This is a genomic window from Cryobacterium sp. 10I1 (genome assembly GCF_035019805.1).
Taxonomy (GTDB): Bacteria; Actinomycetota; Actinomycetes; order Actinomycetales; family Microbacteriaceae; genus Cryobacterium; species Cryobacterium glucosi.
Genome location: NZ_JASJVF010000011.1, coordinates 1 through 24,373, shown reverse-complemented (window position 1 = coordinate 24,373; position 24,373 = coordinate 1). Strand labels below are relative to the sequence as shown.

Genomic DNA, 24,373 nt, shown 5'->3' with positions numbered 1-24,373 from the left:
TGTGGCGGCAGCGACTCGACGACGCCCGGATGGGTGAAATCAGGAATCTGAAATCCGGGCGAGATCGTCATATCGCCTACGTTACGACACGACGCCGCCACCCCGGTAGACCGGGGTGCGCTGGGGCGGGCTGAGCGCTCGCGTCCGGAAGGGCACGACAGAGGTCTTGACAGCACACTTGTTTTTTGCAAGTATGACGTCAGTCCACATGGGAACCTCTACAAGGAGACACGATGACCGCGATGTTCGTCAACCTGCCGGTGACCGACCTGGAGCGCGCAAAGGCGTTCTACACGGCGCTCGGATTCACCATCAACCCGGCCTTCTCGGACCACAACGCGGCCTGCGTCGTCGTCGAAGAAGACCACAGCTACTTTATGATCCTTGTCCGCGAGTACTTTCAGACCTTCACCGACCTTCCGATCGGAGATCCGGCCGTGAACCCCTCCGTGTCGACCGCGATCTTCCTGGACAGTCGCGAGGCGGTCGACAAGGCCGTCACCGACGGCGTCGCCGCTGGAGGCTCTGAGCCCAAACCGGCCTCGGACTACGGCTTCATGTACCAGCGCCAGCTGAACGACCCCGACGGCAACTTCCTCGAGTTCGGCTGGATGGACCCGGTAGCAGCCGCTCAGGGCCCCGAAGCCTTCGCGAATCAGCAGGACTGAGGTCGATGGCCGCACGCGACTATGGTCAATACGGTGGCGTCACGCGAGGCCTGGAGCTTGTGGGAGAGCGCTGGGCCCTGCTCATCGTCCGCGACCTGCTCGTCGGGCCGCGGCGCTACGGCGAACTCGCCGGGGGACTCGCTCGGATCCCGAGCAACATCCTGGCCGCACGGCTGAAGGAGCTGCAGGCGGCGGGCATCATCCGACGGGTGCCTCATTCGCGCGTCATCGTCTACGAGCTGACGCCGTACGGCCGCGAGCTCGAGCCCGTGGTGCTCGCACTCGGGGCGTGGGGATTCAAATCCCTGGGCGATCCGCGGGAGGAGCAGGTCATCACCCCTGACGCCATGACGATGGACCTCCGGACCGCGTTTCGGCCGCAGGTCGCGGAGCAGCTCCCGGCGACCGCGTACGCGGCGCGGTTCGGTCATGCCGAGCTTCTGATCCGGGTGGACGGCTCCACCCTCGATGTGACGCGCGGGGACGGGCCCGTCGACCTCGCCTTCGCCGCTGGTCCGGGCATCCGCCGGCTCATTTCCGGTGAGCTCGGCCCGGAGCGCGCGATCGAGACCGGGGTCGTCGAGGTGCTGCGTGGTCGCCGTGCCCTCCTCGGTCGCTTCGCGAGCACGTTTCACCTGGCCGCCTGAGCCGAGCGCGGTACCGCTACGGCTGCACCCGGAATGCCCTGCGTCTGGACCTGGGGTCGCGGCCCGGCGTAGTGTGTCCGGCATGTCGCTGTTCTGGGAAGAAGTCGTCGTCGATTGTCGCGACCCGAAGGGGCTCGGGCGATGGTGGCAGGAGGCTCTCGGCTGGATCGTGGTCGGCGAGAGCGACGACGAGCTCGAACTCGCCGCGGCCGAGGGTGCGCACCCGACCCTGCTGTTCGGCGCTGTCCCCGAGGGAAAGACCGTGAAGAACCGGCTCCACCTCGACTTCGTCCCCGACGACCAGGCCGCCGAGGTCGGGCGCCTGCTCGGCCTCGGGGCGACCCGTGCCGATGTGGGCCAGCGAGACGTCCCCTGGGTAGTCCTGGCGGACCCGGAGGGCAATGAATTCTGCGTGCTCTCGGCCCGCACGGTTGGTTAGCGCCCGTGTCCGTCGAGCAGGGCGGCCGCGAAAAGGCGAGCGCCCTAAACTAGCGTTATGGCGAGGCAAGACGGGGCAGCACGCACACCGGACAAGGTGGTGCACAAGGTGCTCAACAACAACGTCGTCATCTCGATCGACGAGTCCGGTCAGGAACGCGTGCTGATGGGACGCGGGCTGGGATTCCAACTGCTTCCCAGCGACACGATCGATCCCGCCAAGGTCGAGAAGACCTTCGTCCTCGATCAGGGCAGTGAAGCCGACCATGCCCGCCAACTCCTCGCGTCCGTGCCGTACCCGGTCATCGAAGCGGTCACGCGGGCGGTCGACGAGGCGGAACGGACCCTGGGCCGAAGCCTCGGTCGCCGATTGCCGCTCGCCATCATCGACCACATCCAATTCGTGCTCGAACGGATGCAGAAAGGCATCCGCATCCCGACGACGTCGATGCCCGAATTACGCGTCCTGCATCCGCAGGAGTTCGACGCCGCGACGGCAATGGCCCGATCGGTCAGCGCCAGCCTGGACACCGCCCTCCCGGACGAGGAAGCGGTGTTCCTCACCATGCATCTCCTCAACGCGACCAGGGACGAGCCCAATGGAACCGCGGCACTGCTCTTCCGTCGGGTGCAGCACGTGGTGACGACGGTCGAGGGCGGCCTCGGCGTGCACCTGGACACGGCGAGCCCGGACTACGCGCGGTTCATCCTGCACATCCAATTCCTCCTGCAGCGGCTGGTGGCGAAGTCGATGTTGCGCGGCTCGGACACGTCCTTCTTCGAATTCGCCAAACACAGCTACCCCCGCTCCTACGCCATCGCCGCCGACGTCAAGTCGTACGTCAGTGCCGCCACCGGCTCCGACCTCACCGACGAAGAGCTCCTGTACGTGATCGTGCACGTCGAGCGACTGGCGAACCAGATGGTGGATGGCGCCGCCACCTGATCGTGTGCTACGTTGAGACCGCAGGGCGACGACGCTCTGTGGAAGCATTTTCGGATTGTTACCGCATCAGCGGGCAAAACCTGAACTCGCATCGCCAGTACGGCGATGAATGAGTTCAGGTCTTTTTTTTGCCCAAAACACCGATTGATCGCTTCCTGAGCATGGAAGTCGCGATGTCGCGGCGGAAGGTGAATGAGACCGATGGACTACTCCAAGACCGCAGCTGCGGTCCTCAAGGGTGTGGGCGGCGAAGAAAACGTCCAGTCGCTCGTGCATTGCGCGACGCGGCTGAGATTCGTCATCAAGGACGACGCGAAGGTCGACAAGGCGGCGGTCAAGGCCACACCCGGCGTCATCGCGACGGCCGAGGCCGGCGGTCAGTACCAGGTCGTCATCGGCAATGAGGTACCCGAGGTCTTCGCCGAGATCACGAAGATCTCGAAGCTCGGCGGCGCCTCCTCCTCCGGCGGCCAGGCCGCCCAGGACGGCCCGAAGGGCAACCTCGTCAACCGCTTCATCGCGATGATCTCGGCGATCTTCACCCCGCTGGTGTGGGCGCTCGCGGGCACCGGCCTCCTGAAGGCCTTCCTGGCGGCAGCGGTCACGTTCGCCTGGATCGACAACACGACGACGACGTACACGATCCTGAACGCACTCTCGGATGCCTTCATCAACTTCCTGCCGCTGGCGCTCGCGATCACCGCGGCGAAGTACTTCAACGCGAGCCAGTTCACGTCGCTCGCCATCGCCGGTTCCTTCGTGTACCCCTCGATCGTCGCGCTCAACGGCGCGCCGGACATCACCTTCTTCGGCATCCCGGTGACGATGGTCAGCTACGTCTCGAGCGTCATCCCGATCATCGTCATCGTGTGGTTGCAGAGTCACGGAGAGCGGTTCCTGTACGCCGCACTGCCGGCCGCGATCCGCCGATTCGTGACACCCATGATCATGGTGATCATCCTGGTACCGCTCACCTTCCTGGTGATCGGCCCGCTCTCCAACCTGATCAGCACGGGACTGGCCGGCGGTATCGGCTGGGTCTTCACGGTCGTGCCCTGGCTCGGTGGAGCCATCATGGGCGGCCTCTGGCAGGTCTTCGTCATCTTCGGCCTGCACTGGGGCTTCGTCCCGCTGATGACCGCCGAACTGCAGAGCACCGGGTTGATCTACATCACCGCGCCGCTCTTCGCCGCGGTGCTGGCACAGGCTGCGGCCGTCGCCGGGGTCTGGGTGCGCACCCGCAACTCGAACCTGAAGTCGCTCGCTGCCCCGGCCACCGTGTCGGGCTTCCTCGCCGGTATCACGGAGCCGGCCATCTACGGCGTGAACCTGCCGCTCAAGCGGCCGTTCGTCTTCGGAGTCGTCGGTGGTGTCCTCGGTGGAGCCCTGATCTCGGCCGGCGGCGTCGCCGCGAACGCCTTCGTGCTGCCCTCGCTGCTGGCGCTGCCAGCCCTGTTCGGTACCGGAAACACCGTGATGCTGATTCTGGGCCTTCTCGTCGCCATCATCGTGCCGTTCGGCCTGACCGTGATCCTCGGATTCAAGGATCCGGCCAACGAGGCCGCCGCAGTCGTGGACGGCACCGACCTCGAGGTGCTGAGCCCGCTCGACGGCACCGCCGTTGCACTGAGCGAGGTTCCCGACGCCGTCTTCGCCGGCGGCGACCTCGGCAAGGGTGTTGCGATCATTCCCCGTGTCGGCGCCGTCTACGCCCCGTTCGACGCTCTCGTCGTAGCCGCATTCCCGACCGGGCATGCCATCGGGCTGCAGCACGCGGATGGAGCGGACGTGTTGATCCACGTCGGCATCGACACGGTCAAGCTCGGTGGCAAGTACTTCTCCCTGAAGGTGGAGAAGGGCCAGCAGGTCAAGGCCGGCGATCTCCTTCTCGAGTTCGACATCAACGCGATCACGGCAGCCGGATACGACATCACGACGCCGGTCATCATCACGAACCCGAAGAAGTATCCGGCCATCGGCTCACCAGCCTCGGGCCCGGTAGCGCACGGAGACCCCCTCTTCCTGGCGATCGCCGAGGAAGAACTGGCCACCGCGAAGTAAGCGAGGGCGGTTTGTACGTCCCGGTGGAGGAGCGGCTCGGCTGCTCCTCCACCGGCCATCTGCGTAATACGTAGTCAGTAGTAAAAGGAGTACACGAATGACCGATTCAACACCCGTCACATTCCCGCAGGGCTTTCTCTGGGGCGGTGCGACCGCCGCGAACCAGATCGAGGGTGCATACAACGAGGGCGGCAAAGGCCTGTCCATCCAGGACGTCATGCCGCAGGGAATCACGACGCCGCGCACCGCGGGCCCCACGGACGACAACCTCAAGCAGGTGGCCATCGACTTCTACCACCGCTATGCCGAGGACATCGCCCTGTTTGCCGACATGGGCTTCCGGACCTTCCGCTTCTCGATCGCCTGGAGCAGGATCTTCCCGCTCGGCGACGAGGCGGAGCCCAATGAGGAGGGCCTCGCGTTCTACGACCGCGTCATCGACGAGTGCGAGAAGCACGGCATCGAACCGTTGGTCACCATCTCGCACTACGAGACCCCGCTGCACCTGACGGAGACCTACGACGGTTGGGTCAACCGTGACCTGATCGGATTCTACGAGCGGTACGCGCGGGTGCTCTTCGCCCGATACGGCGCCCGGGTGAAGTACTGGCTCACCTTCAACGAGATCAACTCCGTGCTGCACGCCCCGCTGTTGTCTGGCGGCATCAACACACCGAAGGACCAGCTCACCCGGACCGACCTGTATCAGGCCGTGCACAACGAGCTGGTGGCGAGTGCGCTCGCGACCAAGGCCGCCCGCGAGCTCGCCCCGTCCGCCCTGATCGGCTGCATGATCCTCGCGATGCCGGTCTATCCGTTGTCGCCCGATCCCGACGACGTGATGGCCTCGCTCACCACCGAGCGCACCAACCTCGCCTTCGGCGACATCCACGTGCGCGGAGAATACCCGGGGTACTACCTGCGCAGCCTGCGCGACCAGGGCGTCGAACTGGTGATCACCGACGACGACCGGGCACTGCTCAAGGAGAACACCGTCGACTTCGTCTCCTTCAGCTACTACGTGAGCGTGGCGGAAACCGCCGACACATCGAATCGTGTCACGGGCGAAGGGAACATCTTCCCCGGGGTCGCCAACCCGACGCTGAAGGCATCCGAGTGGGGCTGGCAGATCGACCCGGTCGGCCTGCGCATCGTGCTGAACCAGTTCTGGGACCGCTGGCAGAAGCCGCTGTTCATCGTCGAGAACGGTCTCGGAGCGAAGGATGAGCTCGTCACGGTCGACGGCCGGAAGACCGTCATCGACGACTACCGCATCGAGTACTTCAACGATCACCTCGTGCAGGTCGGCGAGGCCGTCGCCGACGGCGTCGACGTGATGGGCTACACCTCCTGGGGGTGCATCGACCTCGTCAGCGCCAGCACGGCACAGATGAGCAAGCGGTACGGGTTCATCTACGTCGACCGCAACGATGACGGAACGGGCACCCTCGACCGTTTCAAGAAGAAGTCGTTCGACTGGTACGCCGAGGTCATCCGATCCAATGGTGCGAGCCTCACCCGATAGCGTAGAACCAAACGGGTTCGTCCCGTCGGCTGCCTCCTGGATGCACTGTCCCGGAGGCGGCCTCGTCTGGAGCAGATCATGATTTCCCCCCGCATCGCTTTCCTCGACGTCGACGGCACCCTCATCGACTCCGGCGAGGCGATCGCACCATCGTCGATCGAGGCGGTGCGCAGCGCCCGGAAGAACGGTCACCTCGTGTACCTCAGTACGGGGCGGGCGTCGGTGGAGATCTACCCGGCGATCCGGGACATCGGCTTCGACGGGGCGATCAGCGCCGGCGGCGGGTTCGCCGAAGTCGGCGGCGACGTCGTGATCTCCCGCACGATGCCCGAACCGGCGGTGGCGCGAATGGTCGGGTTCTACGAGGCCGCGGGCTACGACTTCTACCTCCAGTCCTACGACAAGCTCTACCCGAGCCCCGGGGTGCGCTCGCGCTTCGCGACCTACCTCGAGGACGACAGGGAACGAAAGGGTGATCCCCGGCCCGACCTCGCCTCCGTCACCGGGGCCGAGGAACACCCGGTCCTGAAGGCTTTCGGGGACGTGCGGCCGCTGTCATTCACGGGCATCGCCAAGTCGGTCTTCCTGGCCGGTGACCTTCGGGCCTTCGATCGAGTCTCGAACGCGCTCGGCGACGATTTCCACGTCATCACCGGCACCATTCCCCACATGGGTCGCGGCAGCGGCGAGGTGACCCTGGGGGGGGTGAACAAGGGCAGCACGATCCTGAAGTTGCTCGACCTGCTCGGCCTCGACGCGGCATCGGCCATCGGCATCGGCGACAGCAGCAACGACATCGAAATGCTCCAGGTGTGCGGTGTCGGCATCGCGATGGGCAATGCCACCGACGAGGTCAAGTCCCACGCCGACGAGGTCACCACCGCCGTGCTCGACGACGGGGTCTGGAACGCCTTCCGCCGCCATGGCCTGATCTGAGCGGATGCCGGTACCGACAGGGCGCGGCGTCGCCGGTGTGCGAAACGACGGGGTCAGAGCCGCGTCGTGGATGCGCGCGGGATGAGGCGCACCGGGACACGGTGCACTCCCGGATGCGGCTGTCCCTTGATGGCGTCGATGAGTTCGCGTGCCACCGCCCGGCCCAGCTCCTGGAGATTCATGTCGATCGTGGTGATCGGCGGGCGTGAATGCACGCTGAACAGTTCCCAGTTGTCGTAGCCGACGACGGCGACGTCCTCGGGCACGCGGAGGTTCTCATCGCGCAATTGCTCGATGGCGCCCCGGGCGATCTGGTCGCTGGCGCAGAAGATCGCATCGAAGTGGTGCCCGGCCTCGATGAGGGCATGCACGCACTGGCGGCCCCAGTCCTCGCTCCAGTCGCCGTACAGGTTCTCACCGCCGACGAGCTGCAGGCCATGCCGCTTCATCGCCTGGGTGGCGCCGGTGAGCCGTTCGACGGCCGCCGAGAAGGTGGGATCGCCGCTGATCGCGACGATACCGCGTCGGCCCCGGGAGACGAGGTGGTCGATGGCGAGATCGGTGCCCTGGGAATTGTCCGTCGTGAATGAGGAGTCCTTCGGGTCCTGGCTGGCGGCGAACGCATAGGCGACCGGTACCGTCACCTGTTCCGTGATCGAAGGGCGGGACGTGTCACTGTCGCCCAGGACGATGATGCCGTCGACGCGTTTCGCCATGAGGGTGCGCAACTGGTGCGACTCCCGGATGGAGTCGTTCCGGGCATCCGTGAGGATGACCGACGTGGAGTCCGCACCGAAGGCGTCCTCGACGCCGAGAAGAATCGGAACGACGAACCGGTTGGCGAGGTCTGCGGTCAGGACGCCGATGGTACCCGTGATCGACGAATTGAGTGCGCGGGCGAACGGGTTGGGCGTGAAGGCGAGGCTCCGGGCCACCTCCTCGACGTGCTGCCGGGTTGCCTCGCGCACGACGGTCTTGCCGTTGAGAGCCTTGGACGCCGTCGCAATGGACACGCCGGCGGCACGCGCCACGTCGGCGAGGGTGACTGCGTCATTCGTCTTGCCCATGGTGTCCTTTCGCCTATGAAACCGATGTCGAGGCCGGGTCGTTGTTCGGCCGAGTCGCGTGAAACCCTACGAGAAAAGACTGTACCCCGCGTGCCCCGCAATTCACTGACAAAAGAGACAAATTCCGATTGACGTACCGGGAAGCTCAGTGCTAGCCTCGCCCTATTGAAACTAGTTTTATTTGTTTCACAATTCTGCTCTGATATTCCTGCCCTATTCCAATGAAGGAAAAACGTGATGACAATGAAGTTCGTACGTAGCACGATGGCAGTCGCCGGGGTCGCGACCCTCGCACTGGCCATGGCCGGATGCTCGGCTGCCGGTGGCAGCTCCAGCAGTGCCGGCAGCACCGAATACACAGTGTGGGATCCGTATCCCCAGCACGACGCCAGCTCCGACTGGGCCAAGCGCATCGATGCCTGCGGTGTCGACGCCGGCGTGACCATCAAACGCACGGCGTACGACTCCCAGTCGTTGACCAACCAGTCCCTGCTTGCCGCCCAGGAGGGCACCGCAGCCGACGTCATCCTCCTCGACAACCCGGCCGTGACGACCCTGGCAGACACTGGCGCCCTGAACGACATGGAGTCCATCGGGCTCGACACATCCGCGATCGACCCCAATCTCCTCGGGGCCGGTGTCCTCGACGGCAAGACGTACGGCATTCCCGTCGGCGCCAACACCCTCGCGCTCTATTACAACAAGGACGTCCTTGACGCGGCGGGCGTCAATCCTGCGACGGTCACGGACTGGGCCAGCCTCACCGCAGCCCTGCAGCAGGTCAAGACCGCCGGTCACAAGGGCATCACCTTCGCCGGCTTCGCGAGTGAAGAAGGAACCTTCCAGTTCCTGCCGTTCTTCTGGGGAGCCGGAGCCAACCTCAACAAGCTCGACTCGACCCAGGCGATTTCTGCGTTGACACTGTGGACCGACTGGGTCAGCCAGGGCCTCGCGCCGAACTCAGTCATCACGAATTCGCAGAACACCAACTGGGAGGAATTCCTCACCGGTGACTTCGGCTTCGCGGTGAACGGCACGTGGCAGGTCAACAGCGCAGCGAAGGCCAGCTTCAAGACCGGCTACATCACCATCCCGGCCGAGGCCGGGGGAGCGGCTCCCGCACCGACCGGCGGCGAATTCATGGTCATCCCGACCCAGAAGGACACGGCGCGCTACGACGTGTCCAAGAAGATCGTCGAATGCATGAGCACCACCGCAGGCCAGGTCAAGACCGCCGACACGTTCGCGTACTACATCCCCGCGACCACGGCAGGCCAGGCCGCCCTGCTTGTCGAACACCCGGAACTCTCGGTGTGGGTCGACGCCGTGAAGGCAGCCAAGGGGCGCACCAGCGACAACCTCGGTGCCAACTACCCGAAGATCTCAGAGCAGGTCTATACCGCCATCCAGAACGCACTGAGCGGTGCGATGACGCCCACGGAAGCGCTGAAGGAAGCCCAGACTGCTGCCGCAGCAGCTATCGCCAAGTAGACCGAAGCCTCCCACCGAGAACACGAAGGGCATCCCACCATGACCACACTTCCTGCCCGCGTCGGGGCCGCACGCCCCGACGCGGGTGGGGCGGTCGGCACATCCGCTCCACTCCCCCCGAAAAAAAGATCGAGGCGAACTTCTTTCGGCACCAGCCAGTGGGTTGCCCTGGCCTTCGTCGCCCCTCTCATCGCCTACCTCATCATCTTCTACGCGTTCCCGCTCTATCGGAACATCGAACTGAGCCTCCACGACTACACCCCGCGCGCCTTCGTGCAGGGCAATGCCGCGTTCGTCGGCATCGAAAACTATGTCGCCGTCTTCGGATCGAAAACGTTCGCCAAGGCGCTGACCAACACGGCGCTGTTCACCGTCGTCTCAATCGCGTTCCAGTTCGGCATCGGCCTCATCCTCGCCGTCTTCTTCCGGAACAACTTCCGACTCAACGGCGTCTTGCGAGGGTTGTTCCTGGTCCCGTGGCTGCTCCCGCTGATCGTGTCCGCGTCGACCTGGTCGTCCATGATGAACTCGGACAACGGGGTGATCAACTCGGCCCTCAGCGTGATCGGGGTCGCACCCGTGAACTGGCTGACCTCGCCCGATCTGGTGCTTGCCTCCGTGATCATCGCGAATATCTGGCTGGGGATCCCGTTCAACCTCGTCGTCCTCTACTCGGGTCTGCAAAACATTCCCGAAGACCTCTACGAGGCTGCCTCCCTCGATGGTGCGAACGCGTGGCAGAAATTCTGGCGGATCACCTTCCCGTTGCTGCGTCCGGTTTCGCTGATCACGATCCTGCTCGGGCTGATCTACACGCTGAAAGTCGTCGACATCATCTGGATCATGACGGCCGGCGGCCCGGGGGATTCCTCGACCACCTTCGCCACCTGGTCGTACCGGGAGGCCTTCGGAACGGGCAACCCCGACTTCAGCCCGGCTGCAGCCGTGGGCAACGTCCTGATCCTGATCGCCCTGATCTTCGGGTTCATCTATCTGCGCATTCAGAACAGGACGGAGAAATAATGTCTCATCGACGCTCCTGGTGGAACACCGCGATCGGACTCCTCCTCACCGCTGTCATGCTCTTTCCCGTGTACTGGATGATCAACGTCTCCTTCACGAAGACAAGCGATCTGCGCGATTCACCGCCCAACCTCTTCCCATTCTCACCGACGCTCGACGGCTACACCGCGGTGCTTTCGCAGCAATTGCCATACCTCGGCACGAGTCTGCTGATCGGCCTCGGCACGGTTGTCGTCACGCTCGTCATCTCCGCGCCTGCCGGCTACGCGCTCGCCAAATTGCGCTTGCGAGGTGCTGCCCCGCTCACGTTCATCCTGCTGGTCGCGCAGATGATCCCCGGAGTCGTGATGGCGATGGGGTTCTACGCCATCTACCTGAACAGCGGACTCCTCAATACCGTCGGTGGCCTGATCCTCGCTGATTCGACGATCGCCGTTCCGTTCGGTGTCCTCCTCTTCACTGCCTTCATGTCCGGTATCCCCAACGAACTCATCCAGGCGGCCACGGTCGATGGAGCAGGACCGTGGCGCACCTTCCGGTCGATCGTGCTGCCCGTGAGCCGGAACTCCGCGATCACGGTCTCCCTGTTCGCCTTCCTGTGGGCGTGGTCCGACTTCATCTTCGCGTCGACCCTCTCCCGGAGCGGGCAATTCCTGCCGATCACCCTGGGTATCTACAAGTACATCGGCAACAACACCTCGCAATGGAACGCGATCATGGCTACCGCAGTCGTCGCGTCGATACCGGCGGCCATCCTGCTCATCGTCGCCCAGCGCTACGTCGCCGCCGGCGTGACCGCCGGCGCAGTAAAGGACTGACTCATTCCAGGCCAGGGCATCACCGTCCCCACACCCAACCCGACCCCGTCGGGGCCTGACCTGCCGGCCTTCGATGTGCGTGACATTCCCTTCAGCGCGAGGGGAGCGTGGTTCGACATCTCGCCCGTCGTTGCGCTGCACACCGTGCATCAGGACCTGCATCTGGTCGCCCACCAGAACGGAATGCACGCGGTCTTCATTCTCGTGCCGCAGGTGGACGGCGTCCGGACGGAGACGACCGTCACGGCCTCGCCTGCACTCCTGTCGTGGACCGCGGCAGAAGGAAAGATCGATGCGGCCTTCGACGGGGTGGCCTGCCTGCGCATCCGCGGTCGCGGCGTCGACCTGACGATTGGCGATGCGTCGACGGGGCTGACTCCGTTCACGGGCTCCTACCTCTTGCGCGACCCGATGGACGGCGCCGCCGTCTTCACCTCCTACGAAACGGGTCGCCGCTACCGGGTCACGAGCCTGCGCGGCGAGCTCGACGTGCACGGCGCCGAGGCCCTCGGTGCGCATGTCCGTGACGTCGTCGTTTCCGGAGCCGACGGCTGGGAAGTGGCGATCGAGGAGTTCGAGTCCGCCCGGCCGAGCTATCGCCCGGCTCTCTCATTCGACCAGGTCGTCCTGTCGACCCGCCAGGACTTCGCGGGGTACCTGGACCGTGTGGCGGGCTGGAGCGACGCGCGCACGCCGACCGCCGCGCTCGCCGGCTACGTGATGTGGTCGGCGACGGTTCGCCCGCTCGGCTTCCTCGAGCACGAATCCATCCTGATGTCCAAGCACTGGATGGACAAGGTCTGGAGCTGGGACCACTGTTTCAACGCGCTGGCCCTGGCCCCCGGCGATCCCGGCGCTGCGCTCGGCCAGTTTCGGCTCATCTTCGACCACCAGGACTCCTCCGGCGCTCTACCCGACTCCGTGACGCACTCAGAAATCCTGTACAACTTCGTGAAGCCGCCGATTCACGGTTGGGCATTCGACAAGCTGCGCCAGCGGATGCCCGACGCCATTCCCGTGGACGTCCTCGCGGCCGTATACGACCAGTTGTCGGCCTGGACGGATTTCTGGCTCAACTCCCGGCGCATCGCCGGGCACGAGCTCGCGCACTACCAGCACGGCAATGACAGCGGTTGGGACAATTCCTCGACCTTCGACCGCGACCGCGTCATCGAGGCCCCCGACCTCGCCGCCTTCCTGATTCTGCAACTCGACACTCTCGCGCGGCTCGCGGACGAACTGGGCCGGGACGACGGAGCCAGCAGGCGCGGCCAGCGTGACTCCATGGCGACCGCCCTGCTGGCCGAGCTCTGGGACGGCGAGCACTTCGTGGCCCGCGCCCCGCTGAGCGGGCGCACGAGTTCCACGACGAGCCTCCTCAACCTGTTGACGATCGTCGCGGCGGATTTCCTACCGGTGGAGGTGCGCGAGCGTGTGGCCGATTCCATCACGGGTCATCTCACCGATTGGGGACCGGCGACCGAGCTGCCCTCATCACCGCTGTACGAATCCGACGGCTATTGGCGGGGCCCGATCTGGGCGCCCTCCACCGTGATCGTCGAAGACGGGTTACGCAGGGCAGGCTTCGCGACACTCGCGGATACCGTCAGCGAGCGCTTTCGCCGCCTCTGCGAAAGGTCGGGGTTCGCTGAGAATTTTGACGCGCTGAGCGGCGACGGTCTCCGCGACCGTGCATACACCTGGACCGCGAGCTCCTACCTCCTGCTCGCGCACGAAGCGTTCATCCGAGCGTCCGACAACTGACCGAAAGAACACGACACATGCCTTCTCTTATCGCACCCCCGACACTCCGCGGAGGCCCCGTGCGGCCGTCGACGAGCGCGCTGCGGGCACTCGGACCGGACGAAGTGTCTCTCACCGGGGGATTCTGGCAGGAGAAGCAAACCCTGAACTCCGAAGTCATCCTCGACCACTGCCAGCGGTGGATGGAGCGGATCGGGTGGATCGGGAACTTCGATCGCGCCGCCAACGGCGCGCTCGGCAGCGACCACGCCGGGATCGAGTTCGTCGACTCCGAAGTGTACAAATTGCTTGAGGCTCTGGCCTGGGAACTCGGACGAAAGCCCGACGCCGATCTCGAATTCAGATACCGCGCCCTGGTCGCCCGTGTCGAGTCGGCCCAGGAGGCCGACGGATACCTGCACACGAGCTTCGGGCGCTCCGGGCAACCGCCGCGCTATTCGAACCTGGAATGGGGACACGAGCTCTACTGCTTCGGGCACCTCATCCAGGCTGCCGTCGCGCGGCTACGGTCCGGTTCCGATGACGAGCTCGTGCGGGTGGCTCGGCGTCTCGCCGACCACGTCTACGGCGAGTTCGGGCCGGACGGTCGTGACGCCGTCTGCGGGCATCCCGAGATCGAGGTCGCCCTCGTTGAATTCTCCCGAGCGACAGGCGAGCCGCGCTACCTCGAACTCGCCCGCATCCTCGTCGAACGTCGTGGGCGCGGCCTGCTCGTACCCGACAGGTTCGGAGCAGAGTATTTCCTCGATGACATGCCGGTGCGGGACGCCACCGTTCTCCGCGGTCATGCGGTGCGTGCGCTGTACCTGGCTTCGGGCGCCCTGGACGTGGCCGTCGAGACCGACGATTCGGCGCTCGCGAGCGCGGTGGCCGCGCAGTGGGACAACACCGTGGCCAGGCGCACGTACATCACCGGCGGCGTTGGATCACACCATCTCGACGAAGCATTCGGCGAAGACTACGAGCTGCCGCCGGACCGCGCCTACGCGGAGACCTGTGCTGGAATCGCATCGGTGATGCTGAGCTGGCGCCTGTTGCTGCAGACCGGCGACGCCAAGTACGCGGACCTCATCGAGCGCACACTCCTCAACAACATCCTCGCCTCCCCGCGCGCCGATGGCCGGGCGTTCTTCTACACCAACACCCTTCACCAGCGCGTGGACGGTACCGTGCCGGAGGAGGATGAAATCAACGCGCGCGCGCAGTCCAGCCTTCGTGCTCCCTGGTTCGAGGTGTCGTGTTGCCCGACGAACATCGCCCGCACCCTGGCCAGCGTCAACCTGTACTTCGCAACCGCAACGGAAACCGGGGTGCAACTGCACCAATACGGCGACTATGACGTCGCGACGAATCTTGCGACCGGCCAGATCGCCCTCGAGGTGAGAACGGGCTACCCGTTCGACGGTACCGTCTCGGTTCACATCCGCGAGGCGCCGGAAGCGGAATCATCGGTCTCCCTGCGCATCCCACGGTGGGCCATCGGCCGCGCCGTCGTCACGGTCAACGGGGCACGAGTCGATTGCTCCGGATCGACGGTCACCATCAGTCGCGCCTTCCGCGCAGGTGATCAATTGACGCTCGACCTGCCGATGGCGCCGCGGGTGACCCACCCGCATCCGTCGATCGACGCGGTCCGCGGAACGGTCGCCATCGAGCGTGGCCCACTCGTGATGTGCCTGGAATCCTGCGACCTCCGGGAGGGACACGACCTCGCAGGCGTGTCCATCGACGATCGCGTCGGCCTGACCGAGACCGTGCGGGGAGCGCGGGTGCACGCGCAGTCAGCCCAATCGCCGAATCCTGACTGGCCCTATGGCCACGACGGCGGGTTCACGGCTGAGAATGCCGCCTGTGACGTCGAGCTCATTCCCTACTTCGACTGGGCGAACCGTGGCCCGTCCACGATGCGCGTCTGGCTCCCGGTCGCGACGCGCCCTGATCATTGAACCGAGTGTGATGCGAGCCCGGTGACAGCCTCGCAACGAGCCGTCGTTCCCAGCTGTTGCCTTCTCGGGAAAACCTGACCCCACCCGGCGGAAGTCAGGGGCGGGCGTCGGGTGCAGGCTCCAGGAGTGCGGCGAAAACGTCGCCGAGTGGACCGGCCAGGTCTCCTGCGGAGGCCGATGACAGGGCCTCCAATCCCGAGGTGGTTCGCAACAGCACGATGCCGAAGCCGACGGACAGGGCGATCTGGGCGCGCAGCATGAGATGCTCGGTTTCGGCGTCATCCGGCCGCCAGCCGGCGGCCGCGGCCAACCGTTCGGCGAAATGACGGAACGTATTACGGCGGATCCGTTCCGCCGATTCATCCCCGGAGGAACGCAAGAGCAGGAGGAGCCCGAGCGGATGCTCACCGCTCGGCAGCTCCGCGAGGTGCCTGAGCATGGTCTGCAGCATCAGCTCAACGGTGTCGCTCTCCGGGATCGGGCGGTCGAGCTCTTCAACGGCACGGGTCAGGCACGCCTCGAAGAGGCCTTCCTTGGATGTGAAATACCGGTTGATCAGTGCCACGTTCACGCCGGCGTCCGTGGCGATGTCCCGGACCGTCGTCGCCGCGTAGCCGTCGTGCGCGAATCGACGCCGTGCCGCCTGCAGCAGGCACTGCCGCGTATTGGCGGCGTCGCGCTGCCGGACGCCGCCCGGGGCGTCGGACTCGGAGGGGGCGGCATCGATGGTCGGCATACCCGGTGTCATGGCATCCTTTCGTTCCCCTCCACGGTACAGGCCGGCAGAACCGATGTAAACATGCTTTGACTTACGGGCGATCATGGCTATGCTGGCCTAAGTCGCCAACTGTTTACATAGCATCCGGAGAGATATGTCCCAAACAACCGAACGGCCGGCCACGGGCTCGATTCCGACGCCCGCCCGTAGCCGAAACAGCACGCTCATCGTCCTCTACCTGTCCCTCGGTGGCCTGGCCTTCTCGGTCCTGCAGTCGCTCGTCGCCCCGGCACTCGCGACGATCGGGAAAGACCTCGGCGCCTCGACCGCCGATGTCAGCTGGATCCTGACGGCGTATCTGCTGTCGGCATCCGTGTTGACGCCCATCCTGGGACGTCTCGGCGATATGGTCGGCAAGCGCCGGATCATGATCGTCGTGCTCGCCCTGCTCCTCGCGGGCACCGTATTGGCGGCGCTCGCCCCCAACCTGGGTGTCCTGATCGTGGCCCGCGTGCTGCAGGGTGCGGCCGGTGCGGTGATGCCGCTTTCGATCGGCATCGTGCGCGATGAACTTCCGCACGAGAAGGTCGGGGTGACCATCGGGTTGCTGTCGGCGATCTTCGGCGTCGGTGCCGGGGTCGGCATCGTCGCCGCGGGACCCATTGTGGAGAACCTGTCCTGGCCGTGGCTGTTCTGGCTGCCGGGAATCCTCGTCGTCATCGCCCTGCTCGGTGTCATCTTCGGGATGCCGGAGTCACCGGTCAAGCGACCCGGCCACCTCGACGTGCTCGGTGCTGTCATCCTGACGGTCGGCCTCGTTTCGCTTCTCCTGGCGATCAGCAAGGGACAGTCCTGGGGCTGGGACTCCGGCAGCACGATCGGCCTCCTGGCCCTCGGCGCCCTCGCCCTCGTCGTGTTCGTGTTCGTCGAGCTGCGGGTGAAGGAACCCCTGATCGACATGCGCCTGTTCAAGATCCGCGGCGTGTGGACGGCGAACGTGGTGGGACTCGTCTTCGGTTTCGCCATGTTCGGCACCTTCGTCCTCGTGCCGACGCTGCTCCAGCTGCCGACCGTGACGGGCTACGGCTTCGGCGAGTCGGTGTCCTCTGCCGGCCTGTTCCTGCTCCCCACCGTGCTCATGATGGTGGTCTTCGGTCCCGTCGCCGGCATCCTCGTGCGCAAGATCGGCCCGAAGCCGCCGATGGTCTTCGGCGCCCTCTTCGTGACCGCCGCATTCGTGATTCCCGCACTCAACCACGCCGAACTCTGGCAGGTCGTCGTGTCGGGCCTGCTCACCGGTGCCGGCATCGGCCTGGCCTTCGCAGCGATGTCCAACGCGATCATCGAGAGCGTGCCGATCCACCAGACCGGAGAGGCGAGCAGCGTCAACACGATTGCGCGCACCATCGGCAGCAGCATCGGCACAGCCGTGATCGCCGCGTTGATCACGTCGCACAGCACCTCGCAGGGCCTGCCCCTGGACGACGCCTTCACGATCGGCTTCTGGGTCTGTGCCGCCGTGGCCGTTGTCGCGATCATCGCAGCGCTCGCAGCGCCGTCGATGAGCAAGCGCCGCGAGCAGGCACTCGCCCTCGGCGTCGAAGACCTCGACTGAACGCAGTGCCCGGACCGGGACCCCTCGGGGACCCGGTCCCTTCGGCTGTCGGAGAGAGCTCAGTCGCAGGGATCGACCGTGCGTTCGCCGGTCAGTGCGGCCACGGGAACGGCGCAGGTGTCGCCCTTCCACGCTTCGATTCCTTCCCGGACCGCGAAGCCGGCGATGAACAGCGCCGCGAGCGAGTCCGCCCACGCCCAGCCGAGCAGGGTATTCAGTAACAGCCCGATCAGAAGAGCGGCCGAGAGGTAGGCGCAGATCAGGGTCTGCTTGGAATCAGCCACGGCTGAAACCGAGCCGAGTTCGGTCCCGGTGCGACGTTCCCACCAGCTCAGGAACGGCATCACGAGCAGGCTGGCCATGGCGAGCCCGATGCCGACCGGGCTGTGCACGGCCTCCCGGACTCCGAAGAGGGACAGGGTGGCGTCGACACTCACGTAGGCGGCGAGCCCGAAGAACGAGAAAGCGATGACCCGCAGGGCGACCCGTTCGCGCTTCTCCGGATCGGGTGCGGAGAACTGCCACGCGATCGCGGCGGCGGACAGGACCTCCACGATGGAATCGAGGCCGAACCCGATCAGCGCGGCCGAGGTGGCGACGGTTCCGGCGGCGAGGGCGATGATGGCCTCGACCACGTTGTAGCTGATCGTGATAGCGACGATCCAGCGGATCCGGCGCTGCAGGACTCCTCTGCGCCGGGGATCCAGGCCGCGCGACGGCGCACCCGTCTCTGGCTTCATGCTCGGGTATCGCGGCAGAATGGAACACGACTCAGCATTCCCTGACTGTATCGCAGAGCATGACGCGTCGGTGAGGAAGCAACATTCGGATGATCGTGACGATTCGCCTTCGGGGTACGTCCTATTAGTGACTGTTCCCAATTCCGATCCGGCGAACAGTCCACGCCTGCCCCCTCTCTACGGTGGAGGGCGTTTGAATCGTCCCGCCGGCCTGCCGGCGCGACTCGATCGCAGTACTGGAACGAGGCTTCATGCTCCCCTCCACCCTTGCCCGTGCGGCCCTGTCGGCCCGCGGCCCGGTCAGCGAGCGGCTCCTCGCCGCGCTCTCCGAGTCCACTGAAACGGGAGGGTCCGGCCTGGCCGGGTTCGAGGCGCTGGCCGCACGTGCCCTCGGCCGAGTCCCGGACATCCTGGTCGACGAGGACCTGCAGCTGACTCTGTTCCTGCTGTACCGCCTGCACTACGACGGTGTCGTGCCGGGCGACGACGAGTGGGAATGGCATCCCGCCCTCCTGGCTGCACGTGTCGTCCTCGAGCGCGGTTTCGAGGCCGCATTGCGGGCCTCGGCGCCGCAGCCTCCGATTCCCGCGGCGACCCGCGACGACGTCGCCCGTGCACTCTTCACCCTGACCGGGCACGAGCACAACCCAGGCCTGGCACTCTACGTGGCGCGCGCGGCCACCGGGCAGCAGGCCGTCGAGTTCCTCGTCCACCGCTCGGTCTACGCGCTCAGAGAGGCGGATCCGTAAGCCTGGGGAATCCCGCGCCTGGCCGGCCGGTCCAAGTCGGCACTCATCGAAATCCTTGCCGGTGAATACGGCGGCGGCCGGGTCGAGCGGATGCATTCGGTCCTTTTCGCGGATGCCCTGAGGGCGGCGGGGCTCGAGGGAGACTACGTCGCATCCGTCGACGCGGTGCCGGCTGTCACGCTCGCTTCCGTCAACGCGATTTCGATGTTCGGGCTCAACCGGCGCCTGCGTGGCGCGCTCGTCGGGCACCTGGCCGCGTTCGAGATGACGTCGGCGATTCCCAGCCGCTTGTACTCCGATGGATTCCAGCGCCTCGGTTTCGACGACAGTGTGGCCCGGTACTTCGATGTGCACGTCGAAGCCGGCTTCGCGCGTGAACAATCGGCCTGCCGGGCCCTCGCCGGTTCGCTCGCCGAAGATGACCCGGAGGCGGTCGGCGACATCATGTTCGGAGCGAGCGTGTTCCTGACTCTTGATGACCGTCAGTCGGCGCATCTGCTCGGCAGCTGGGCGGGCGGCTATCCCTCACTGCGAGCGGAGCGGAGCAGCCGGTAGACACGGCATGCTCAGGCAGCAGCGGTGCGGCGGGCGCCGGCGGCCCGGTTGATCGACCAGGTCACGACGACGCCCACCAGGATCATGGTGGCCAGGCCGAGGCCGGAATAACCGACGGCGCCGAGCACCAGACCGGCCAGGGCGCCGCCGAGGGCGCCGGCCGCGTTCATCGACAGGTCGGAGAAGCCCTGCAGGGCCGCCCGGTCATTCAGCCCGACCGCCTCGCCGATGAGGGCTGAGCCCGCGACGACGGATGCCGACCAGCCGAGGCCGAGCAGGATCAGGCCAGCGGTCATGGCGGTGCTCGAGTCTCCCGCGAGCCAGAAAAGCGTGAGCGACGACAACAGCAGGGCCTGGCCGGCGAGGATGACGGGCATCCGTCCTACCCGGTCGGCCAGCCAGCCGAACACGGGGGAGAAGGCGTACATGCCGGCGACGTGGAGGCTGATCGTGAGCCCCACGACGGTGAGGGTGGCGCCGTGCTCGCGCAGGTGCACCGGAGCCATGGACATCAGGGCGACCATCGTGGCGTGGCTCAGGGCGATCACCGCGACGGCATAGCGCGCGGAAGGGGTGGAGCGCAGGATGTCCAGGCCGCCGCGTGGGCGCGGCGCGGCGGAATCCGTCCCCCGGGACCTGAGCGCCGTCAGCAGTGGGTCGGGCCGGAGCCCGACCGTGTACACGATCGCCGCGCCCACCGTGGCGAGCAGGGAGAACGCGAAGGCACCCGTCATCGGGGGCAGGCCGAGGAAGGCGCCGACGACCTCGCCGGGGCCGAACAGGTTCGGTCCGAGAACGGCGCCGATCGTCGTGGACCAGACCACAATCGACAGATCGCGGGCCCGGAAGGCCTGGCTCGCCAGGTCTGTGGCGGCGAATCGGGCCTGCAGGTTGGCGGCCGATCCGGCGCCGAGCATCATCAATGCCAGGAGCAGGAGAGCGAAGACGTTGACGGAGACCGCGGTGATCGCAAGCACGGCGCCGGCGCCGGCAACGAGCGAACCGGTCGCAAGGGAAAGTCGCCGCCCCCTGGCCTGGGCGAGCCGGGCGAGGGGCACGGCGACGAGGGCCGCGCCGAGAGTGCTCATCGTGGCGGCCATGCCCGACCAGGAGCTCGACCCGGAGAGCTGAGCCGCCAGAAGGGCACCGAGGGAGAGTGTCGCCCCCATGCCTATTCCGCCGAGAATCTGCCCCGCGACGAGTACGCCGACGACCTTGCGCTGCAGCGGTCCGTGGGCGGGTTGCCCGGCCAGCGAGGTCTCGGCGGCTGACGGTTCGTTGGACACAGGTGCCTTCCGTTCGTTGCTGATTCCGGCATACCCATAGGGGTATCGATGACAGGCTATCGCTTCAGCGGAGCCATTTCGCGCGAACCTGGACATCGGCATCCTCGTAGCCGAGGCGATCATAGAAGGACAGTACTGCCGCATTGGCCGAGCGGACCATCAGCTGCAGCTTCACGACGCCACGTTCCCGGAGCCAATCCTCCGCGGCGACCATCAGTCGCCGTCCGAGTCCGGTACCGCGGTGGGTGTCGTCGACGGCGAGGTAGTACACCCAGCCTCGGTGGCCGTCGTGGCCGACCATCACGGTTCCGACGAGGGTCTTCCCGTCGAACAGCCCGAGCACGGTCGATGTCTCCCCGGCCAGCGCGCGCAGCAGGTCGAGCTCGGGCGGGTTCCAGGGTCGGGTGAGTCCGGCCTGGTCCCAGAGCGCGGATGCGCTACCGAGGTCCGCCGGAGTCAGATCGGCTATGTGCATGACCCGATTCTTCCACTTCCGGTCGGAGGCTCTTTCGGAGCGCGACAGATGGCGGTTGAATGTCCGCGACAGCCGCTGTGTCACCCAGCCACCGTGCGATGCGGGAGGAACCGATGCTCGAGCATGCGCCGCGCCGAAGCGCCAGGATCGCCGAGGAGATCCGCGGCGAGATGGGGTACCAGGGCCGGACCCTGAAGGAGCTGTCGGCGGCGACCGGAATCTCGATGGCCATTCTGCGTCGACGGCTCACCGGGGAGAAATCGTTCTACGTCGAGGAACTCGAGCGGATCTGTCGCTACCTGAACATCTCCGTGATCGACCTCATCGAACGCACCGAGCTGTAGCCGGCAGCCGGCCGTCGCCGGCGCTGCGGTTACGCGCCGTGGTTACGCCCGCGGCTTGAACGGGTCGGTGATGTCGGCCACGGTTGCGCCGTAAGCGTCGATCAGGGCGTCGGCGTCGACGAATGCGGAGTAACCATGCTCGCCCGCGCCCATCGCGACCCGGTTGCCGCGCAGGCGTTCGTCGGCGAAGACGGGCCAGGGGGTCGTGCTGCCGAGCGGGGTGATGGTGCCGCGGGAGTAGCCGGTCGCCGCCAGGGCGACGTCCTCGTGCGGGAGCGAGAGCTTGTTCACGCCGACGAGTGCGCGCAGCTTCGCCCAGCTGATCTGCCGGTCGCCGGGCACGAGCGCAAAGAGATAGTCGCCGTCATGCCGCTTGACGACGAGCGACTTGACGATGCCGGACGGGTCGATCCCGAGGAGCCGTGCGGCGCTTTCGAGGCTGTCGGCCGCGGGCCGGGGGACGATGTCGATGTCGAGTCCGCGGGCGCGGGCATCCGCCGCCACCCGCTCACGCCCCGTTTCAGTCATGGGGCGAGTCAACCACATGCGGGGTCTGAGCGGTCGGCGACCCCGCCCGGCTCAGTGACCGCCGAGCAGCCGGAGCACCCGGTCGTACGCGCCGTCGGCCTCAGCGAACCGCAGGAACTTCACGTTCTCCACCGTGACCTGCTCGACGTCGGGTTCGGCCTCGAGTATGCCCATAACCTCCGACAGGAAGTCGTCCAGCGGCATGGCCTGCTCGCTGTTCTCCTGGTTCAGGAGCGTCGTGCGGACGGCGGGGGGAATCAGCTCGAGCACCTGCACCGAGGTGCCGGACAGCTGCACGCGCAGGCTTTCGGTCAAGGAGTGGATGGCGGCCTTGGTCGCGTTGTACGTCGGCGTCATCGGCAGCGGAACGAACGCCAGTCCCGAGGACACGTTCATGATGACCGCGTCGGGCTGTCCGATCAGGAACGGCGTGAACGCGCTCAGCATCCGCAGCGGCCCGAGCAGGTTCGTCGTGACCGTCGCTTCTGCGGTCGCCAGAAACCCGGAATCGAGCAGGTTCTCGGGGAGCATGATGCCGGCCATGTTGACCAACACATTGAGCTCGGGGTGCTCGGCGGTCACGGTGCGGAATGCACTCGCTATCGAGTCCGGGTCCGTGACATCGAGAACGAGAGACTCGATGCCGTCGTTCTCGGCGACGATCGCGTCGAGGAGTTCCTGTCGGCGCCCGGCGACGATCACCGTGTTCCCGGCCTGGTGGAAGCGCAGCGCGAGGCCGTGCCCGATGCCGGACGTGCCGCCGGTGATCAGAATGGTGTTGCCTGTGGTCTTCATGGTGTCGCTTTCTCTCATGCGCTCGTCGACGGTGTCGACGGTGCCGGGTGTCAGTTGTCGCGCGGCGTGCGCCGCCGGTGACGGATGCGCGGTGTTACGACTCTGCCGCCTCCTGTCCGCCGGCGGGAGAGGAGCCCTTGTCCACGGACCGGCGATCCCTGTCACCGGTCGCGTTAAGCGGTGATGATGGGGAGATGGACGTACGAGGAATGGACAGACCGGGGCTGGCCGATTTCCTGCGCAAGCGCCGCGAGCTGCTGCAGCCGGAAGATGTCGGTCTCATGAAGGGACCGCGGCGGCGGGCCACCGGCCTGCGGCGGGAGGAAATCGCGAATCTCGCCGGCATGTCCGTTGACTATTACGCCCGGCTGGAACAGCAGCGTGGCCCCCAGCCATCCGACCAGATGCTGGCCGCCATCGCCCGAGGACTCCGCCTGAGCCTCGACGAACGCGACCACCTCTTCCGGCTGGCCGGTCACACGGCGCCCCCGCGGATCCGGCGGACCGACCACATCAGCCCGGCCCTCCTGCGCGTGCTCGACAGGCTCGACGACACTCCCGCCCTCGTGCTGTCCGACCTCGCAGACACCCTGGTGCAGAACCGGCTCGCCACCGCACTTCTCGGGGACCAGACCCGCCATTCCGGCCTGGCCAGGAGCGCCTTCTACCGGTGGTTCACCGATCCCGACGAGCGCCGGTACTACCCGGAGGCCGCCCATGCCCACCAGGGCCGGATCCAGGCCGCAGGTCTCCGGCTGGCGTTGACGGCCGGCGGCCCCGACCACCGGGCCGAACAGATCGTGGCGCGGCTGCTGCACCTCAGCCCGGAGTTCGCGGCCCTGTGGGACCAGCACGAAGTCGCCGCACGCTTCGACGACCACAAGACCATCGTGCATCCCGAGCTCGGCGAGATCGAGCTCGACTGCCAGGCGCTGTTCACCGAGAACCAGGCTCAGACTCTCCTGGTGCTGACGGCCGCGCCCGGCACCCCCGGCTACGACAAGCTGCAACTACTCGCGGTGCTCGGCCAGCAACGATTCGCTCCCGATCCGTCGGCCGCAGCGGGTGCCTAGCCCAGCCGGGGTCAGCCGAGCCGGTCGAGGTAGCGGAGGATGATGCCCTCGCGGAGGGCCCAGGGCGAGACCTCGAGTTCGTCCACCTTCAGGGCGGCCATCGCTGCCTGGAGCACGATCCCGCCCGCCACGATCTGGAATGTGCGGTTGGCGGTGATACCGGGC

General features: G+C 66.3%; 24 protein-coding genes and 1 pseudogene. 17 read left to right on the top strand and 8 right to left on the bottom strand.

The window, feature by feature from the left end; translation table 11 throughout:
* The first annotated feature begins 233 nt into the window (after positions 1-233).
* From QN345_RS02465 to QN345_RS02435, 7 genes are all read left to right on the top strand, one after another.
* Positions 234-668, top strand: coding sequence for a VOC family protein (locus QN345_RS02465; protein WP_134448278.1), 435 nt, complete (start codon positions 234-236; stop codon positions 666-668).
* Between the two features lie 5 nt (positions 669-673).
* A complete protein-coding gene (locus QN345_RS02460; protein WP_134448280.1) occupies positions 674-1,315 on the top strand; it encodes a winged helix-turn-helix transcriptional regulator in 642 nt (213 codons plus the stop codon).
* An 82-nt stretch (positions 1,316-1,397) separates the two neighbouring features.
* Positions 1,398-1,754 (top strand): VOC family protein, encoded by a 357-nt coding sequence (locus QN345_RS02455; RefSeq protein ID WP_134448281.1) that lies wholly within the window; start codon positions 1,398-1,400, stop codon positions 1,752-1,754.
* Between the two features lie 57 nt (positions 1,755-1,811).
* Positions 1,812-2,699, top strand: coding sequence for a PRD domain-containing protein (locus QN345_RS02450; RefSeq protein WP_134448283.1), 888 nt, complete (start codon positions 1,812-1,814; stop codon positions 2,697-2,699).
* 201 nt (positions 2,700-2,900) lie between these two features.
* Complete coding sequence (locus tag QN345_RS02445) at positions 2,901-4,760, top strand: beta-glucoside-specific PTS transporter subunit IIABC (protein WP_322136224.1); 1,860 nt, start codon at positions 2,901-2,903, stop codon at positions 4,758-4,760.
* Positions 4,761-4,857: 97 nt separating this feature from the next.
* Complete coding sequence (locus QN345_RS02440; protein ID WP_134562015.1) at positions 4,858-6,285, top strand: glycoside hydrolase family 1 protein; 1,428 nt, start codon at positions 4,858-4,860, stop codon at positions 6,283-6,285.
* Between the two features lie 78 nt (positions 6,286-6,363).
* Positions 6,364-7,221, top strand: coding sequence for a Cof-type HAD-IIB family hydrolase (locus tag QN345_RS02435; protein ID WP_134448287.1), 858 nt, complete (start codon positions 6,364-6,366; stop codon positions 7,219-7,221).
* 53 nt (positions 7,222-7,274) lie between these two features.
* Here the strand turns inward: QN345_RS02435 and QN345_RS02430 are convergent, their stop codons facing one another.
* A complete protein-coding gene (locus tag QN345_RS02430; protein ID WP_134448289.1) occupies positions 7,275-8,288 on the bottom strand; it encodes a LacI family DNA-binding transcriptional regulator in 1,014 nt (337 codons plus the stop codon).
* A 243-nt stretch (positions 8,289-8,531) separates the two neighbouring features.
* On the opposite strand from QN345_RS02430, the gene QN345_RS02425 reads away from it, so the two are divergent.
* From QN345_RS02425 to QN345_RS02405, 5 genes are all read left to right on the top strand, one after another.
* Positions 8,532-9,779 (top strand): sugar ABC transporter substrate-binding protein, encoded by a 1,248-nt coding sequence (locus QN345_RS02425; RefSeq protein ID WP_134558264.1) that lies wholly within the window; start codon positions 8,532-8,534, stop codon positions 9,777-9,779.
* A 39-nt stretch (positions 9,780-9,818) separates the two neighbouring features.
* The gene (locus QN345_RS02420; protein ID WP_134448291.1) at positions 9,819-10,802 is read left to right on the top strand and encodes a carbohydrate ABC transporter permease; all 984 of its coding nucleotides are present in this window, start codon (positions 9,819-9,821) and stop codon (positions 10,800-10,802) included.
* Positions 10,802-11,620: a carbohydrate ABC transporter permease gene (locus QN345_RS02415; RefSeq protein WP_322136219.1), complete on the top strand. Its 819-nt coding sequence runs from the start codon at positions 10,802-10,804 to the stop codon at positions 11,618-11,620. The genes QN345_RS02420 and QN345_RS02415 overlap by 1 nt, the downstream gene beginning before the upstream one ends.
* Positions 11,621-11,695: 75 nt before the next feature.
* Entirely contained in the window at positions 11,696-13,384 is a 1,689-nt protein-coding gene (locus tag QN345_RS02410) for an amylo-alpha-1,6-glucosidase (protein WP_322136218.1), read from the top strand.
* Between the two features lie 17 nt (positions 13,385-13,401).
* Positions 13,402-15,330, top strand: a complete 1,929-nt coding sequence (locus QN345_RS02405) for a glycoside hydrolase family 127 protein (protein ID WP_322136217.1) — start codon at positions 13,402-13,404, stop codon at positions 15,328-15,330.
* 94 nt (positions 15,331-15,424) lie between these two features.
* Here QN345_RS02405 and QN345_RS02400 read toward each other — a convergent pair whose 3' ends face one another.
* On the bottom strand, positions 15,425-16,078 hold the full coding sequence (locus tag QN345_RS02400; protein WP_198413436.1) for a TetR/AcrR family transcriptional regulator: 654 nt from the start codon (positions 16,076-16,078) through the stop codon (positions 15,425-15,427).
* 124 nt (positions 16,079-16,202) lie between these two features.
* Between QN345_RS02400 and QN345_RS02395 the strand changes: the two genes are divergently transcribed.
* A complete protein-coding gene (locus QN345_RS02395; protein ID WP_134563969.1) occupies positions 16,203-17,663 on the top strand; it encodes an MFS transporter in 1,461 nt (486 codons plus the stop codon).
* Positions 17,664-17,722: 59 nt separating this feature from the next.
* On the opposite strand, the gene QN345_RS02390 is transcribed toward QN345_RS02395, so the two are convergent.
* Entirely contained in the window at positions 17,723-18,403 is a 681-nt protein-coding gene (locus QN345_RS02390; RefSeq protein WP_134558269.1) for a cation transporter, read from the bottom strand.
* Between the two features lie 251 nt (positions 18,404-18,654).
* Here QN345_RS02390 and QN345_RS02385 point away from each other — a divergent pair, with 251 nt between their 5' ends.
* Both QN345_RS02385 and QN345_RS02380 read left to right on the top strand, forming a co-directional pair.
* Positions 18,655-19,152, top strand: coding sequence for a hypothetical protein (locus QN345_RS02385; protein ID WP_323508431.1), 498 nt, complete (start codon positions 18,655-18,657; stop codon positions 19,150-19,152).
* Between the two features lie 9 nt (positions 19,153-19,161).
* Positions 19,162-19,707 carry an iron-containing redox enzyme family protein gene (locus QN345_RS02380; RefSeq protein WP_323508433.1) on the top strand — a complete coding sequence of 182 codons (546 nt, stop codon included), beginning with the start codon at positions 19,162-19,164 and terminating at the stop codon, positions 19,705-19,707.
* A gap of 11 nt (positions 19,708-19,718) precedes the next feature.
* Here QN345_RS02380 and QN345_RS02375 read toward each other — a convergent pair whose 3' ends face one another.
* Entirely contained in the window at positions 19,719-20,993 is a 1,275-nt protein-coding gene (locus QN345_RS02375) for an MFS transporter (RefSeq protein WP_241987485.1), read from the bottom strand.
* A gap of 64 nt (positions 20,994-21,057) precedes the next feature.
* Entirely contained in the window at positions 21,058-21,468 is a 411-nt protein-coding gene (locus QN345_RS02370) for a GNAT family acetyltransferase (protein WP_135100929.1), read from the bottom strand.
* 59 nt (positions 21,469-21,527) lie between these two features.
* Here QN345_RS02370 and QN345_RS02365 point away from each other — a divergent pair, with 59 nt between their 5' ends.
* A complete protein-coding gene (locus tag QN345_RS02365; RefSeq protein ID WP_134558272.1) occupies positions 21,528-21,812 on the top strand; it encodes a helix-turn-helix domain-containing protein in 285 nt (94 codons plus the stop codon).
* Positions 21,813-21,854: 42 nt separating this feature from the next.
* On the opposite strand, the gene QN345_RS02360 is transcribed toward QN345_RS02365, so the two are convergent.
* Both QN345_RS02360 and QN345_RS02355 read right to left on the bottom strand, forming a co-directional pair.
* Positions 21,855-22,340, bottom strand: coding sequence for an aminoacyl-tRNA deacylase (locus QN345_RS02360; protein WP_134448309.1), 486 nt, complete (start codon positions 22,338-22,340; stop codon positions 21,855-21,857).
* 51 nt (positions 22,341-22,391) lie between these two features.
* Positions 22,392-23,135 (bottom strand): SDR family oxidoreductase, encoded by a 744-nt coding sequence (locus tag QN345_RS02355; protein ID WP_134448311.1) that lies wholly within the window; start codon positions 23,133-23,135, stop codon positions 22,392-22,394.
* Between the two features lie 209 nt (positions 23,136-23,344).
* On the opposite strand from QN345_RS02355, the gene QN345_RS02350 reads away from it, so the two are divergent.
* Complete coding sequence (locus QN345_RS02350; RefSeq protein WP_322136213.1) at positions 23,345-24,208, top strand: helix-turn-helix transcriptional regulator; 864 nt, start codon at positions 23,345-23,347, stop codon at positions 24,206-24,208.
* A gap of 11 nt (positions 24,209-24,219) precedes the next feature.
* On the opposite strand, the pseudogene QN345_RS02345 reads toward QN345_RS02350, so the two are convergent.
* Positions 24,220-24,373 (bottom strand): annotated as a pseudogene (locus tag QN345_RS02345) (Ppx/GppA family phosphatase); the annotation flags it as partial.

Excerpts from the sequence above, each read along its gene's own strand:
- QN345_RS02360 (WP_134448309.1), bottom strand. The coding sequence starts at position 22,340 with ATGACTGAAACGGGGCGTGAGCGGGTGGCGGCGGATGCCCGCGCCCGC.
- QN345_RS02465 (WP_134448278.1), top strand. The coding sequence starts at position 234 with ATGACCGCGATGTTCGTCAACCTGCCGGTGACCGACCTGGAGCGCGCA.
- QN345_RS02385 (WP_323508431.1), top strand. The coding sequence starts at position 18,655 with ATGCTCCCCTCCACCCTTGCCCGTGCGGCCCTGTCGGCCCGCGGCCCG.
- QN345_RS02455 (WP_134448281.1), top strand. The coding sequence starts at position 1,398 with ATGTCGCTGTTCTGGGAAGAAGTCGTCGTCGATTGTCGCGACCCGAAG.
- QN345_RS02365 (WP_134558272.1), top strand. The coding sequence starts at position 21,528 with ATGTCCGCGACAGCCGCTGTGTCACCCAGCCACCGTGCGATGCGGGAG.
- QN345_RS02405 (WP_322136217.1), top strand. The coding sequence starts at position 13,402 with ATGCCTTCTCTTATCGCACCCCCGACACTCCGCGGAGGCCCCGTGCGG.
- QN345_RS02430 (WP_134448289.1), bottom strand. The coding sequence starts at position 8,288 with ATGGGCAAGACGAATGACGCAGTCACCCTCGCCGACGTGGCGCGTGCC.
- QN345_RS02435 (WP_134448287.1), top strand. The coding sequence starts at position 6,364 with ATGATTTCCCCCCGCATCGCTTTCCTCGACGTCGACGGCACCCTCATC.
- QN345_RS02355 (WP_134448311.1), bottom strand. The coding sequence starts at position 23,135 with ATGAAGACCACAGGCAACACCATTCTGATCACCGGCGGCACGTCCGGC.
- QN345_RS02420 (WP_134448291.1), top strand. The coding sequence starts at position 9,819 with ATGACCACACTTCCTGCCCGCGTCGGGGCCGCACGCCCCGACGCGGGT.
- QN345_RS02425 (WP_134558264.1), top strand. The coding sequence starts at position 8,532 with ATGAAGTTCGTACGTAGCACGATGGCAGTCGCCGGGGTCGCGACCCTC.
- QN345_RS02350 (WP_322136213.1), top strand. The coding sequence starts at position 23,345 with ATGGACAGACCGGGGCTGGCCGATTTCCTGCGCAAGCGCCGCGAGCTG.
- QN345_RS02395 (WP_134563969.1), top strand. The coding sequence starts at position 16,203 with ATGTCCCAAACAACCGAACGGCCGGCCACGGGCTCGATTCCGACGCCC.
- QN345_RS02445 (WP_322136224.1), top strand. The coding sequence starts at position 2,901 with ATGGACTACTCCAAGACCGCAGCTGCGGTCCTCAAGGGTGTGGGCGGC.
- QN345_RS02415 (WP_322136219.1), top strand. The coding sequence starts at position 10,802 with ATGTCTCATCGACGCTCCTGGTGGAACACCGCGATCGGACTCCTCCTC.
- QN345_RS02400 (WP_198413436.1), bottom strand. The coding sequence starts at position 16,078 with ATGACACCGGGTATGCCGACCATCGATGCCGCCCCCTCCGAGTCCGAC.
- QN345_RS02440 (WP_134562015.1), top strand. The coding sequence starts at position 4,858 with ATGACCGATTCAACACCCGTCACATTCCCGCAGGGCTTTCTCTGGGGC.
- QN345_RS02460 (WP_134448280.1), top strand. The coding sequence starts at position 674 with ATGGCCGCACGCGACTATGGTCAATACGGTGGCGTCACGCGAGGCCTG.
- QN345_RS02450 (WP_134448283.1), top strand. The coding sequence starts at position 1,812 with ATGGCGAGGCAAGACGGGGCAGCACGCACACCGGACAAGGTGGTGCAC.
- QN345_RS02370 (WP_135100929.1), bottom strand. The coding sequence starts at position 21,468 with ATGCACATAGCCGATCTGACTCCGGCGGACCTCGGTAGCGCATCCGCG.
- QN345_RS02390 (WP_134558269.1), bottom strand. The coding sequence starts at position 18,403 with ATGAAGCCAGAGACGGGTGCGCCGTCGCGCGGCCTGGATCCCCGGCGC.